The sequence below is a fragment of the Idiomarina baltica OS145 genome (assembly GCF_000152885.1).
Classification (GTDB): domain Bacteria; phylum Pseudomonadota; class Gammaproteobacteria; order Enterobacterales; family Alteromonadaceae; genus Idiomarina; species Idiomarina baltica.
The window spans coordinates 32,156-45,042 of the sequence record NZ_CH672405.1 but is presented as its reverse complement, the minus strand read 5'-3'; the positions used below and the strand labels follow the sequence as shown (position 1 = coordinate 45,042).

12 protein-coding genes are annotated in these 12,887 nt (G+C 47.3%); 7 read left to right on the top strand and 5 right to left on the bottom strand.

Annotated elements, in window-relative coordinates:
- Positions 1 to 45 precede the first annotated feature (45 nt).
- Positions 46 to 297 (top strand): DUF3912 family protein, encoded by a 252-nt coding sequence (locus tag OS145_RS06100; RefSeq protein WP_006955378.1) that lies wholly within the window; start codon positions 46 to 48, stop codon positions 295 to 297.
- Between the two features lie 37 nt (positions 298 to 334).
- Here OS145_RS06100 and OS145_RS06095 read toward each other — a convergent pair whose 3' ends face one another.
- Positions 335 to 679 (bottom strand): hypothetical protein, encoded by a 345-nt coding sequence (locus OS145_RS06095; RefSeq protein ID WP_006955376.1) that lies wholly within the window; start codon positions 677 to 679, stop codon positions 335 to 337.
- A gap of 141 nt (positions 680 to 820) precedes the next feature.
- On the opposite strand from OS145_RS06095, the gene OS145_RS06090 reads away from it, so the two are divergent.
- From OS145_RS06090 to OS145_RS06080, 3 genes are read left to right on the top strand one after another with little or no spacing between them, the layout of a single operon-like run.
- The gene (locus OS145_RS06090) at positions 821 to 1,582 is read left to right on the top strand and encodes a Nif3-like dinuclear metal center hexameric protein (RefSeq protein ID WP_006955374.1); all 762 of its coding nucleotides are present in this window, start codon (positions 821 to 823) and stop codon (positions 1,580 to 1,582) included.
- On the top strand, positions 1,579 to 2,355 hold the full coding sequence (locus OS145_RS06085; RefSeq protein ID WP_006955372.1) for a methyltransferase domain-containing protein: 777 nt from the start codon (positions 1,579 to 1,581) through the stop codon (positions 2,353 to 2,355). The genes OS145_RS06090 and OS145_RS06085 overlap by 4 nt, the downstream gene beginning before the upstream one ends.
- 13 nt (positions 2,356 to 2,368) lie before the next feature.
- Complete coding sequence (locus tag OS145_RS06080) at positions 2,369 to 3,259, top strand: NAD(P)-dependent oxidoreductase (RefSeq protein ID WP_006955371.1); 891 nt, start codon at positions 2,369 to 2,371, stop codon at positions 3,257 to 3,259.
- Between the two features lie 47 nt (positions 3,260 to 3,306).
- Here OS145_RS06080 and OS145_RS06075 read toward each other — a convergent pair whose 3' ends face one another.
- Complete coding sequence (locus OS145_RS06075; protein ID WP_006955369.1) at positions 3,307 to 4,659, bottom strand: DUF1329 domain-containing protein; 1,353 nt, start codon at positions 4,657 to 4,659, stop codon at positions 3,307 to 3,309.
- A gap of 162 nt (positions 4,660 to 4,821) precedes the next feature.
- Here OS145_RS06075 and OS145_RS06070 point away from each other — a divergent pair, with 162 nt between their 5' ends.
- Positions 4,822 to 5,994 carry a WD40/YVTN/BNR-like repeat-containing protein gene (locus OS145_RS06070; RefSeq protein WP_006955368.1) on the top strand — a complete coding sequence of 391 codons (1,173 nt, stop codon included), beginning with the start codon at positions 4,822 to 4,824 and terminating at the stop codon, positions 5,992 to 5,994.
- Position 5,995: 1 nt separating this feature from the next.
- Entirely contained in the window at positions 5,996 to 8,329 is a 2,334-nt protein-coding gene (locus tag OS145_RS06065; RefSeq protein ID WP_006955366.1) for an efflux RND transporter permease subunit, read from the top strand.
- A gap of 24 nt (positions 8,330 to 8,353) precedes the next feature.
- Here OS145_RS06065 and OS145_RS06060 read toward each other — a convergent pair whose 3' ends face one another.
- The 3 genes from OS145_RS06060 to OS145_RS06050 form a co-directional block, all read right to left on the bottom strand.
- A complete protein-coding gene (locus tag OS145_RS06060) occupies positions 8,354 to 9,976 on the bottom strand; it encodes a GMC family oxidoreductase (RefSeq protein WP_006955364.1) in 1,623 nt (540 codons plus the stop codon).
- The gene (sbcB, locus tag OS145_RS06055) at positions 9,954 to 11,414 is read right to left on the bottom strand and encodes an exodeoxyribonuclease I (RefSeq protein ID WP_006955362.1); all 1,461 of its coding nucleotides are present in this window, start codon (positions 11,412 to 11,414) and stop codon (positions 9,954 to 9,956) included. Before sbcB ends, OS145_RS06060 begins: the two co-directional genes overlap by 23 nt.
- Before the next feature lie 98 nt (positions 11,415 to 11,512).
- Positions 11,513 to 11,752: a hypothetical protein gene (locus OS145_RS06050; RefSeq protein WP_006955360.1), complete on the bottom strand. Its 240-nt coding sequence runs from the start codon at positions 11,750 to 11,752 to the stop codon at positions 11,513 to 11,515.
- Positions 11,753 to 11,833: 81 nt separating this feature from the next.
- Between OS145_RS06050 and OS145_RS06045 the strand changes: the two genes are divergently transcribed.
- A complete protein-coding gene (locus OS145_RS06045; protein WP_006955357.1) occupies positions 11,834 to 12,886 on the top strand; it encodes an isoaspartyl peptidase/L-asparaginase family protein in 1,053 nt (350 codons plus the stop codon).
- Position 12,887: the final 1 nt, after the last annotated feature.

Below are 12,887 nucleotides of genomic sequence, written 5' to 3'. Positions count from 1 at the left end.
TCGATATAATAAGCATCTTTGAATATTAGGGTGTATGAGTCATTTATGGCAGGACCGACGTTTTCTTACAATAATCCGCGCATTAACGGTCAGACCATTTTTGTAAAAAGAGGTCCCCACTGCGGTAAGCTAGGTATTGTAAAGCAACAAAATAAAGATGGCTCTTATGTGGTATCTCAGGCTGATTTTGGTGATGAGCTCATTAGCTTTAAACGTGAAGAGTTTATCGTGTACCGCTACCGCAAAATCCGAGTCCCTATCGATCGTGTCGCAGGTAAAAACCCCGATGTGCTATAAATAAAAAACCAACCGAAGGGTTGGTTTTTTAGTTCCTTTAAGACCCTCTAGGGAAGCGACAGCGACCGGATTTTTGTTGCAATTTCTGTTGCCACAGCTCTTTTGCCGTTAATCCGCCTTTGCCACTGGATTTTACGGTAGCTTTTTTGGGCGCTGATTTGGACGCCGCTGCTTTGGGTTTGCTCTCTTTTTTTGCGGGCGCTGTGACTGAGCCCGCAGCAAGTGACTCTGCTTCTTCCGCAAGCTGAGCTAAACGAACGTTTTTACCACCGTTTACACTGTACCAACCGCTTTTGGCCTCAATGGATGGCGCCTTACCGTGTGCTTTCTTGTAAGCTGCGGTGTAATCTGCAAGAACTTTCTCTTTATCCAGTTTGCTCATTAATCAAACCCTATTCGATTATAAAAATTTAACAGAAACGATTAAAAAGTAATCTACCTGACCGTTTATACCGTTTTTTCGGATTTATGTCTAATTTAAGGTAAAATAAGTTGCAAACACGCCGTAAAAGTAGGTGAATAAATGACAATTGAAGTAAGTCAGCTCACTGACTATTTAGATGAGTTGTTAAAAGTACGTCAAATAAAGGATTTTTGCCCCAACGGTTTGCAAGTGGCAGGCAAGTCGCATGTAAAGCGTATCATGACAGGTGTTACTGCGAGTCAGGCGTTGGTCGATGCAGCCGTTGCTGCGGACGTTGATGCCTTATTAGTGCATCATGGTTACTTCTGGAAAAATGAACATCAACCTATTGTGGGGATGAAAAAACGTCGTATTAAGGCGTTGTTGGAAGCCGATATCAACTTGATTGCCTATCATTTGCCGCTCGATGCCCACCCTTCATTGGGCAATAACGCGCAATTGGCCAAGCTAATGAATTGGTCAATCGACGGTACGGCTAACCCGAGCGATCCTGGCAATGTATTGATGCTTGGTCATGTTGAACAACCCTACACAAGCGAACAGTTAGCGGATGCGTTGATAGAAAAGCTCAACCGCGATTTAACGTGCTATGTTCCGTGTCAGCAACCTATTCGGCGGTTGGCATGGTGCACAGGTGGTGGGCAAGGGTTTATTGACGAGGCTGTCGCGCTCGGTGTTGATGCATTTATCACCGGCGAGGTATCAGAACAAACGGTGCACAGTGCTCGCGAGCAGGGGATTGCCTTTTTCGCCGCTGGGCATCATGCGACCGAACGCTACGGAGCCAAAGCACTCGGTGAACATTTGGAACAGCAATTTAACCTCGACGTGAGCTTTGTCGATATCGATAACCCAGCATGAATAAAAAACAAGCACGTGGCAATTTCACGGGTATCAGTCAAAAGTTCGCCCGAAATATTTACGGCTCGACCAAGGGCCGACTGCGCATGGCCGTGTTGAAGCGTGACTTAGCGCCACTCATTGATGGGCCTAAGCGAACAATATTGGATGTTGGCGCAGGCTTAGGCCAAGTGAATGAGTGGTTTCTTACGAAAGGGCATGCGGTGATTCACACTGATATTGCTGCCGATATGGTCGAAGAAGCACAACAAAATCATGAGCAATTAGGTTTAACACGAAGAGCTCAGTACATCGTGGCTCCACTCGAAGCGCTCACAGCGCAGTTACCTGATCAACAGTTCAGTTTGGTGTTATGCCACGCGGTACTCGAATGGGTTGAAGACGGTGAGCAGGCAATTCAGTGCTTATCTCAATTACTTAAGCCTGGCGGAACTTTGTCCTTAATGTTTTATAATCGCGATGCACAATTAATGGCAAATGCGGTCTATGGTAATTTTGATTATATAGCGCGCGGCTTAAAAGTTAAAAAAACGGTCCGTTTAAGTCCTCAACAGCCGCGCAGGCCGCAGGATGTTGAAAAGTGGCTCTCAGAGGCGGGCTTGCAGGTGGATACTAAAACGGGCGTGCGCTGTTTTCATGACTATCTGCGCGAAGTCGAGCACCAGCAACGCTATGATGAGTTGTTGGATCTTGAAATGGAATATAATCAACAATCACCGTTTCGAGAGTTAGGTCGTTATCAACATTGGTTGATTCGCAAGCCGGACAAGTAAAGGGAGAAAACGTATGGGACAACGCTGTAGTTTTATTGGTTTGGGTGTGATGGGCTACCCAATGGCTGGGCATCTTCAGCAACAAGGGTTTGATGTTTGCGTTTATAACCGCACATCGAGCAAAGCCGAGCAGTGGGTTAATGAGTATCAAGGTTGTCGTGCCGATACACCCGCTCAAGCGGCGGCTGATGCAGACTTTGTGATGGTATGCGTGGGTAATGATGACGATGTGCGTAGCGTTTTTTATGGTGAGGACGGCTTACTCGCGCAGTTGAAGTCAGGCGCAATCGTTATTGACCATACGACGGCATCGGCCGATCTTGCGCGTGAGCTCGATACGGCAGTTACGCAACATCAGGGCGAATTCTTAGATGCTCCGGTTTCTGGCGGCCAAGCAGGCGCCGAGAAGGGCATTCCTACAACGATGGTCGGTGGTGAACAAGCAACCTTTGATAAAGCGCAACCTGTATTGAACTGCTACGCGAAGAAAATCGTTCGTATGGGTGAAGCCGGCAAGGGTCAACTTGCTAAAATGGTTAATCAGGTGTGTATTGCCAACGTCATTCAAGGCGTCGCTGAAGGTCTGCATTTGGCACGAAAAGTTGGCCTTGACCCCGATGCATTGGTCGATGCAATTGGCGCTGGCGCTGCTGGTTCCTGGCAGTTAGTTAACCGGTACAGAACCATGTGGGACCAAGAATATGATCACGGCTTTGCCGTTGACTGGATGCGTAAAGACTTGGGTATTGCGATTGCAGAGGCTAATCGCCACGGAGCTGCGCTGCCGTCGACTGCGATGATTGATCAATACTATGCTGAAGTGCAAAGCCTCGGTGGCTCACGCTGGGACACGTCAAGCTTGATGGTACGATTAGATAAATTAGCAGGCGATTGGGAAAAATAAAAAAGGAGGCTGATGCCTCCTTTTCTGATGCTTGCAAAGCGTACGGCTTAACGGAAACCCGTGCGACGCAATGCGTTAGTAGTAAAGTCATTACGGTTAGGTTCAATGTCCCAATCCATGTAATCACTCTCTTCATTGCCTAAGCCCAATGAGATGTAGCGACCTGAGTTAAGGTCGTACAATGCTTCGGCTGCCATCCAAGGCACGTCCTGATTATAGAACTGAGTATTAAGCGCTTCACCGACACGCCATAATTCACCACGACCATCGTAATGGTCAATGATAGACGCTGTCCACGTATCTTCATCTAAGTACATGGTACGCTTAGAATAGATGTGGCGCTCACCGTCTTTAAGGGTGCCTTCGACAACCCACACGCGATGTTTTTCATAACGGATGAGGTCCTGATTCATGTGACCTGCTTGGATAATTTCATCATAATCCAATTCAGGGTTCATGATTTTGAAGTTGTTATAAGGAATATAAACTTCCTTCTTACCTTTTAACTCCCAGTTATACTTGTCCGGTGCACCATTGTACATATCAAGGTTGTCTGAGGTACGAAGACCATCAGCTGCCGTACCTGGTCCATCATAGGCTACATTAGGCGCACGACGAACGCGGCGTTGACCGGCGTTGTAGATCCACGCGCGACGACCTTCTTTAACCTGGTTAATGGTTTCATGTACCAACAATACAGTACCTGTTAAACGTGCAGGCGCTTCTACTTCTTGTAGGAAATAGAACAGGATGTTGTCATCTTCTGGACCACGGCCTGATTCCAGGTACTCTGGGAATACTAGAGTTTCTTTTAGTTCAACGGGAACAAAATCACCACTTGCCAATACTGGGAACTGGGCAACGTTACGGGTAACCTTACCACCACGGAAACGCGTGATATGGTTCCAAACCGCTTCAACACCTGTTTCCGGAATCGGGAATGGGATAGTTGTAACTTCGAAGTTTTGAATACCATTACCGCCCGCAACTAACTCAGCATTCTCTGCGTTCTTTTTAATTTTTGGCCAAAGTGAGTCAGGGTAGGTTGCAGAGCGACGCGTTGGATAAACGATCATTTTGTAATCGTCATATTTATTAAACATCGCAATCTGACCTGGCGTCAGGTTGTCTTTATATTGATCGAGGTTATCGTGAGTAATCGTGAACAGTGGTTCGTCACTTGCGAACGGGTCCGTGCCGCGCACAATCTCAACGCTTGCATCAGAATAACCACCATTCCAAGCTGGAATTGAACCGTCTGCATTACCGGCTTTTTCAGCACCAATCGGTGTTAAATCCTTGCCTAAACGATCGGCTTGGTCAGGCGTGACCTTAGCCATTACGCTGGCGGAGATAACTGATAGGGCGAATACACCCGCTTTTAGCATCAGTTTATTCATGGGTAATTTCCTTGTTGTTCTACTTTCGTACATCACTTTGCCAGAGGTTAGACCTGTAAGACAATAGTTTCACTAAAAAAAGCAGGAAAATATGCGAAAAAGGTTTTCAAATGAATATAACCTTATACAATTCTAAGACATTTTTTTTGTTTAGGAGGTTCCATGCGTCTGTCCCCAACCCATATTGGGTTGTTGCTCAGTGGGGTTTTGAGCACTTTTGCATTCGCACAAGAAACCGATGTGTCGTCGCAGCAAGAATTTGATGTGATTTACGCGCCGGCAATGCAAGCAAGCAGCAAACTAATTATAAAAAACCCGCTTATTGCAACCGCTAAGCTATCTAACCGCCTTGTTGCGGTCGGCTCACATGGCAATATCATTACTCGAGATCTCAATAGTAACACATGGAAACAGGCTAATGTTCCGACCAGTGTGTTACTGACCAGTGTCGACTTCGAATCTGACTCGATAGGCTATGCCGCAGGTCACCATGGCGTGATATTAAAAACGACCGATGGCGGCAATACTTGGCAGCGTATCTTTGATGGCTTTGATCTGCTCGATCTTGAAGTTGCGTTTTATCAGCAACGCATTGCAGAACTCGAACAAAAAATAGCCGCAGACGGTGATGAGTCGGGTGATTTGCAGTGGGCGCTCGATGATGCCAAGTTCTATTTAGAAAATGCACAACGTGCAAAACAAGAGACAGGCCCTTCAAAACCGATATTAGATATTAAAACGCTAGCCAATGGCGATGTGCTGGCGGTAGGCGCTTACAACACTTTGTTGGTCAGCCAAGATAAGGGGGCGAATTGGCAACTTATTAGTGGTCGTCTAGATAACCCAAATGGTTTTCACTTAAACGCCATCGCTACGCAGGGCGACAATGTATTTATCGCCGGTGAAGCGGGTACCGCGTATGCGAGCCAAGATGGCGGCGCATCATGGTCGTCGGTTGCACCGCCGTACGATGGTTCATTGTTTGGTGCTCACTTTGATAACCAAGGTCGGTTATGGACCTATGGACTACGTGGCAATATTTTTGTCTCGGACGACTTAGGTGAGCGTTATACCGCAATTGATAGCCCTGCGGATGCCAACTTGATGAGTGGCTACGCGGATACTAAAGGTACTCAATGGATCGTGGGTAACTCAGGTGTCATTTTAGAAATTACGCCCTCTCTCGACGTGACTGAACACACACATCCAAGTAGTGCTGTATTCGGCGATATGGTTGAATTTAACGGCGAAAAAGTACTGACCAGTCGTTCTGGTATTTACTATTGGCCAGCAAAAACAACCCAAAGTGACACAGCGGAAAAGGGGCTAGAGTAGCGTGGATAATAATATCGAAAATAAAAAACCCTCTTTACTCGAGCGGGCATTATTCAAGTTTCGTTTAGGTTGGTTACTGTTATTTGCGGCGGTTACCCTTGTGCTGGGCTACAACGCCGTTCAAGTGCGCCCAGACGCTTCTTTCACCAAAATGATTCCGACTCAGCATCCGTTTATTCAAAATTATTTTGAATACCAAAAGGATCTATCGAGTCTTGGCAACGTGGTGCGTATTGCCGTTGAAAATAAGCAAGGCGATATTTTTGAGCCTGAGTTCCAAGAAACGGTCAAGCAAATTACCGACGAAGTGTTCTACATCCCTGGTGTTAATCGCTCAGGTTTACGAAGCTTATGGACACCCAATGTACGTTGGATGGAAGTCACTGAGGAAGGCTTTGTGGGCGGCCCGGTTATCCCAGACGGTTACGATGGTGGCAAAGAGTCCATCGCTCAACTGAGGGAAAATGTGCTTCGCTCCGGTGAGGTGGGTAACCTGGTTGCGAACAACTTCGAGTCAACTATCATTTATGTCCCTCTCGACGAAGTGAATCCCGAAACGGGCGAAAAGCTGGATTATGGGGAATTTTCGGAGCGCTTAGAAACCTTAGTACGTGACAAATATCAAAGTGATGAAATTGGTATTCACATTACCGGTTTTGCCAAGTTGATTGGTGATTTGATCGATGGTGCCGAGCAAGTGGGTTTGTTCTTCTTGCTAGCGATCCTTATCACTTTGGCTATGTTGTATGTGTACAGTCGCTGCTGGCGTAGTACCTTCACCGTACTGGGCTGCTCAATCATTGCCGTGATTTGGCAACTGGGAATTATCGACCTGATTGGTAGCGGGATAAACCCATACTCGATGCTAGTACCGTTTTTGGTGTTTGCTATTGGCGTCTCTCACGGTGTGCAAATTATTAATGCCATTGGTTACAATCGCACGCATGGTTTCGACAAATTTGAAGCGTCCAAGCTTGCTTTTCGGAGCTTATACATTGCGGGTCTAACCGCATTGGCGAGTGATGCGATTGGCTTTACCACGCTGATGGTGATTGATATCGCTGTGATAAAAGAGCTTGCGATTGCGGCCAGTATCGGTGTAGCGGTTGTGGTACTGACTAACTTAGGTTTATTACCTATTTTGATGTCGTACTTCGGGGTATCTGATAAAGGTGTCGAGTATCACCGCAAAGCGGAAAGCGAAAAACACATCGTGGTGCGTACCTTTGAGAAGTTTGCTCAACCGAAGTGGGCCTACAGTACCTTGGGTATTGCGATAGTGTTATTGGCATGGGGTCTTTATTATGGTCAGCAGATGCAAATTGGTGACTTAGATAAAGGTTCGCCGGAACTACGTCCTGATAGCCGCTATAATCTTGATAATGCCTACATCGTTGATAACTACAGCTCAAGCACTGATATTTTTGTTGTGATGGCTGCGACTGAACCACAGCAATGTATCGCGTATAATAACCTTGAGTTTATGGATCGCTTTAGTTGGCATATGCAAAACACCAATGGTGTCCAAGATGTCAAATCCATCGTATACGTATCGAAGATGGGGATGTTTGCCATTAACGAAGGTAACCTAAAGTGGTTCACCTTAAACCGCAACCAGTTTGTTACCAACGCATCGTTGAGCCGTATTCCAGATGGCTTAATTAACAACGATTGTTCGATGGCGCCGATTATTATATACCTTGATGATCATAAAGCGGAAACATTGAAGAATGTGGTCGCCTCTGTGGAGTCGTTTAAGCAGAACTACCAAAAAGAAGGTATTGATTTGCTGATGGCGGCGGGTAACTCAGGTATTGAAGCAGCAACAAACTCCGTCATTGAGAGCGCCCAGAACAAAATGCTGTTGTGGGTCTATGGTGTAGTGATTTTCCTTTGCTTAATCACCTTTAGAAGCTTACGCACAGTGGCTTGTATTGTGCTTCCTCTCGCCTTTACGACGGTCATGAGTCAAGGGTTAATGGCGGTGTTAGGGATAGGCATTAAAGTTGCGACCTTGCCTGTTATTGCACTCGGTGTCGGTATTGGTGTCGACTATGGCATCTATATTTACAGTAAGGTTAAGGAAGGCCTGCAACGTGGTATGGATCTGCCTGCTACCTATCGTTATGCACTTGAGAACACGGGTAAAGCGGTCGGCTTTACTGGATTGACGTTAGCGATTGGTGTCGCGACGTGGATCTTCTCACCGATTAAGTTCCAAGCGGATATGGGGATTTTGCTGACCTTTATGTTCCTTTGGAATATGCTCGGTGCGCTGATCTTGATCCCTGCGTTAGCGCGTCTATTTAAGGTCGGAAAACTGCATCAAAAATAAACGCGTATAATTTATGGAAAAAAGTTAAAAGGCGTCGGCTTTAATCAAGTCGGCGCCTTTTTCAGCTATAGCGATGGTAGGTGCGTTGGTATTACCACTGATAGGCGTTGGCATTATTGACGCATCAATAACTCGTAATTTGTTGACTCCGCGCACACAGCATCGTGGATTAACGACGGAATGCTGGTCTTGACCCATCCGACACGTGCCTACAGGGTGGTAGATCAGGCCGATTTCCTCGGTAATTTGCTGGGCGAGTTCGCTATCTCGATTGTAGGGGCGAGGAAACAACCGTTTACCTACGAATGGCTTCAAGGCATCGGTCTCGAGTAAGTTACACACCTTTTTAACCGCTGCTGTCAACGCGACTAAGTCATTGGGGTTTTCGAAAAAACGGTAATTGATGAGTGGCTTTCCAAACGGATCCTCGGGGTTAATTTGAATGCTTCCGCGTGACTCAGGCCGGAGCAAACAGACATGAATACTGAAGCCATGCTTTAATGTGGGCCACCAGTTATAACCCGAATCTTTAAACATGACGGGTAACACGTGGCACTGAAACCTAGGCTCATTTTCATTCGCCCAATCGTTATCGCTTACATCGAAAAATGCACCTACCTCGGCCAATGAATGGCTTAATTGTCCGTTTTTATTGATAAGGTAGTACAAAAGCGCGGGTAAGAGTTTCACTAGACCCCAAGGCGTGAGTGTCAGTCCATTCCGTTTTTTATTTTTCACATGGATACAAATATCCGCGTGTTCGGCAAGATTGTTACCCACTTCGGGCGCATGGTAGACCACCGGGACATGCACCGATTTAAGTGATTCGCTGTCACCAATGCCGGAACGTTGCAAGATAACAGGTGATGCGAGTGCTCCAGCGGCGAGAATGACTTCGCGGTGCGCATAAAAATGGTGTTTTTGTCCCTTAGAAAACGCCTCCACACCTTGAGCATTGTGCCCATCAAATAGAACACGACGAACATCGTAACCCGACAGTATGGTTAAGTTATGTCGGTCTGCCACCGGTTTTAAGTAAGCTTTATAGGTGCTACAGCGCTCACCATTCGCCATGGTAAATTGAAATGGGCCTGCACCTGTTAAGGTATCGCCATTAAAATCATGATTATACGGCAGTCCGAGTTCTTGGCAGGCTTCCACAAATGCACGGCAGACGGGGTAATAGGGTACTTTATCACTGACTTTCAACGGACCTCGAGCGCCATGGTAATAGCTAGCACCACGCTGATTGGCTTCGGACTTTTTAAAGTAGGGAAGTAATGCAGCATAACTCCACTCGTGGCCAGCGGCATCTGCCCAGCGCTGATAGTCTTGTTGACTACCTCGGCAGTAAATCATTGCATTGATGGCACTTGAGCCACCTAAGCCCTTACCCCGAGGTGTGTAGGTTGTTTGTTGAGCGAAGCTTTGGCCGCGGTACAGCCAATTAAAGGTAGGGCTATGAATAAAGCGGGCAAAGCCAGAGGGCATCGCGGAGAAAAAGCCGGGCGGCTTGCGCCCAGCTTCTAAGAGTAAAATGCGGAATCGTCCGTCTTCACTCAGTCGATTGGCAAGCACACAGCCAGCCGATCCACCACCGACGATGATATAGTCAAAACTGTGTTCAAAGCCCTTGTGCGTAGTCATAAAGTGATTTCAGCAGCTGCATGCGATGTTTATTATCCTGATACTGCTGCGCTAAACCTTCAAGTTTTTCTGCAAACTCGGTTATCGAAAGTTGCCCGTTGGTAGGTTCAGTAAGGCGTTGACGACAGAACTGCTGCCAGCGTTGGAGCTCGCTTTGATCGAGTGTCGCCGGATAATTCCGTGCACGATAGCGAAACAACAGCTCGGGTAGACGGTTATCTTGCGTGTTCAGCTCAATACCGGCTAACTGTTCGGGTCTCATCGCACGGATCATCTGTAAGTTCTGCTTATCTTGGGCGTCGAAGAAACCATCGTATAAGCGTTGATCAACGTCTAAAGGCGGCTGTTCGCCATGCTCGAGTGCGCTATCAAAAATCGCCATGATGCGATCACGGAAGTCACTGTTCTCGGCTAACCAACGAGTCCGCTCCCTAAGCGTGGCCAAGTCGATTTGGGTACGCTGTTGCGCTTCCGCAGTCAGCGTTGCCAGCGGCGCTAAGAACGGGCAACGATTTAGCGTAATCTGGGTGGCGCCGGGTCGTTGGGTTCCGTTGGTTTCATGCTGCTGACGTGAGGCAAAGAGTAAATCTCGTAATTGCTCAGTCGAATAATCCGCAAAATCTGCTGGATTAATACGTAGATCCCAAGCGATCAGTGCGTTAGCACGTTGAGCGTGAAAACCAATCGGCAGCACAGCCGATACGAAGAAATTATCGGCGCCATACAAACCCGAGACGTGCACCAAAGGCTTAATCTGCTGCCAATTAATGAGGTTCATCAGGTCATTCTTATGGCGATGCTGTAAGGCAAACTGCCACAGTTTCGGTTGCTTTTCTGCAAGCAGTTGTGCCATCGCGATGGTCGCTCGGACATCGGACATAGCATCATGCGCTTGCCCATGATCAATACGGTTTGCTTGGGTCAACTTTTCAAGTCGCAAGGTCACACGGCCATCTTCGTCCTCCGGCCAATGAATACCCTCGGGACGCAGTGCGTAACAGGCGCGTACCACATCAATCAGGTCCCAGCGCGAATTACCGTTTTGCCAAGTATGAGCATAGGGGTCATAAAAATTGCGATAACACAGTGAGCGCGTTACTTCATCGTCAAATCGAATATTGTTATAGCCAATAATAATGGTATTAGGTTGACTCATCTCTTGCACAATAGCTTGCGCAAAGTTGGCTTCGTTAACGCCCTGATTCAGCGCATATTGCGGAGTGATCCCGGTAATGAGTACCGCTTCGGGGTCGGGTAAAAAGTCCGGCGTGGGTTGCGCATAGATCGTTAGAGGGCGTCCCACGGGTTGAAAGTCCAACGTGGTGCGCATCCCAGCAAATTGCGCAGGCCTATCAATCAGTGGCCGTGCACCCCACGTTTCGTAGTCGTGCCAGTAGAAGGTGGGTTGGTTTTTATTATTTTCTGGAACGGATTGCATGTCTCATACCGGCTTAATTTAGTTGGCTTGGAGGCTACACCATTGTTGGTAGCCCTGCAATATTAGCACTTTGATATTGAAGTCGTTAAGAGCGGCAACTAAAGGCGCTCAATTTGAGTGATTTTTAAGTCGTACGCTTTGTAGAGTTTTTCTTCGACGTTACGGTGGTCATCGTGATTAACCGCCAGCTCGGCATGAGGTAGAACACGCTCAGCGAGTCGACGAGCGATTTCGTCGCGCAAGTCGCGATCGCTATCTGAATGCTCAACCGTCGGTACGTTGAGTTGCACCTGCTCGGGTGCACCAAGATGATCGTAGTTAACGCGATAAGTGGGCATAGAGTTACCTCCAAAAACATTGCATTGTGGTGTCGATTACCCTGTAATGTGTAGTTCGAATCCGTCATTAAGGATAGAACCATGAAAATAAAAACAACACTGACTATGCTTACGCTTGCATTGGCGGGAACGTTCACTACCGCGGCAACGAAAGCTGAAACACATGAGTCCACGGATAACAAGACACCCATTGCTCTGGTTATTCACGGCGGTGCAGGCACGATTACCCGAGCTAATTTAACCGCAGAACAAGAGGCCGCGTACCACGCGAAACTCGAAGAGGCTCTGCAGGCGGGTTATGCAGTACTTGAGCATGGCGGCAGTAGCACCGACGCGGTGATTCATGCGATTCAAGTGATGGAGGATTCACCGTTATTTAATGCGGGTAAAGGCGCGGTGTATACCTGGGATGGCGAGCATGAGCTTGATGCCTCGATCATGAACGGGGAGACGGGGAATGCCGGTGCTGTCGCGGGCGTAAAAACCGTAAAAAGCCCGATTGAATTGGCGCGTACGGTTATGGATAAGTCGGTCCATGTGATGTTGAGTGGCGACGGCGCGGCACAATTTGCTCAGCAGCAAGGCTTAGCGTTGGTTGATAACAGCTACTTTGACACCGAACATCGTTATCAGCAGTTAATTAAAGCCAAACAAACGATTCGTAAAAGTGAGCAACCGGAACAACAAGCTTGGCGCTATCTCGATCTCGATTATAAATACGGCACCGTGGGCGCTGTTGCACTGGATCAGTCGGGTAACCTCAGTGCTGGTACATCAACCGGCGGGATGACTGCTAAGCGTTATGGTAGAATAGGGGATTCACCGATTATTGGCGCTGGCACTTGGGCGGACAATAGTAGTTGTGGTGTATCAGCAACTGGACATGGCGAGTATTTTATTCGTTATCATGTGGCTGCGGATATTTGTTCGCGTGTTAAGTATCAGAATCAAACCGTGCAAGAAGCGGGTGATGCGGTTATTCATGGTATTTTAGAACAAGCGGGTGGCACAGGTGGTGTCATTATTATGGATGCACAAGGTCACATTGCAACACCGTTTAACACCGAAGGTATGTACCGGGGTTATATTCGCAATGGCAAAGTGCATACTGCGATTTACAAAGATGAGGATTAAA

Bases quoted from the DNA above. Each gene is read 5' to 3' on its own strand.
- OS145_RS06100 (WP_006955378.1), top strand. From the start codon at position 46: ATGGCAGGACCGACGTTTTCTTACAATAATCCGCGCATTAACGGTCAG.
- OS145_RS06095 (WP_006955376.1), bottom strand. From the start codon at position 679: ATGAGCAAACTGGATAAAGAGAAAGTTCTTGCAGATTACACCGCAGCT.
- OS145_RS06090 (WP_006955374.1), top strand. From the start codon at position 821: ATGACAATTGAAGTAAGTCAGCTCACTGACTATTTAGATGAGTTGTTA.
- OS145_RS06085 (WP_006955372.1), top strand. From the start codon at position 1,579: ATGAATAAAAAACAAGCACGTGGCAATTTCACGGGTATCAGTCAAAAG.
- OS145_RS06080 (WP_006955371.1), top strand. From the start codon at position 2,369: ATGGGACAACGCTGTAGTTTTATTGGTTTGGGTGTGATGGGCTACCCA.
- OS145_RS06075 (WP_006955369.1), bottom strand. From the start codon at position 4,659: ATGAATAAACTGATGCTAAAAGCGGGTGTATTCGCCCTATCAGTTATC.
- OS145_RS06070 (WP_006955368.1), top strand. From the start codon at position 4,822: ATGCGTCTGTCCCCAACCCATATTGGGTTGTTGCTCAGTGGGGTTTTG.
- OS145_RS06060 (WP_006955364.1), bottom strand. From the start codon at position 9,976: ATGACTACGCACAAGGGCTTTGAACACAGTTTTGACTATATCATCGTC.
- sbcB (WP_006955362.1), bottom strand. From the start codon at position 11,414: ATGCAATCCGTTCCAGAAAATAATAAAAACCAACCCACCTTCTACTGG.
- OS145_RS06050 (WP_006955360.1), bottom strand. From the start codon at position 11,752: ATGCCCACTTATCGCGTTAACTACGATCATCTTGGTGCACCCGAGCAG.
- OS145_RS06045 (WP_006955357.1), top strand. From the start codon at position 11,834: ATGAAAATAAAAACAACACTGACTATGCTTACGCTTGCATTGGCGGGA.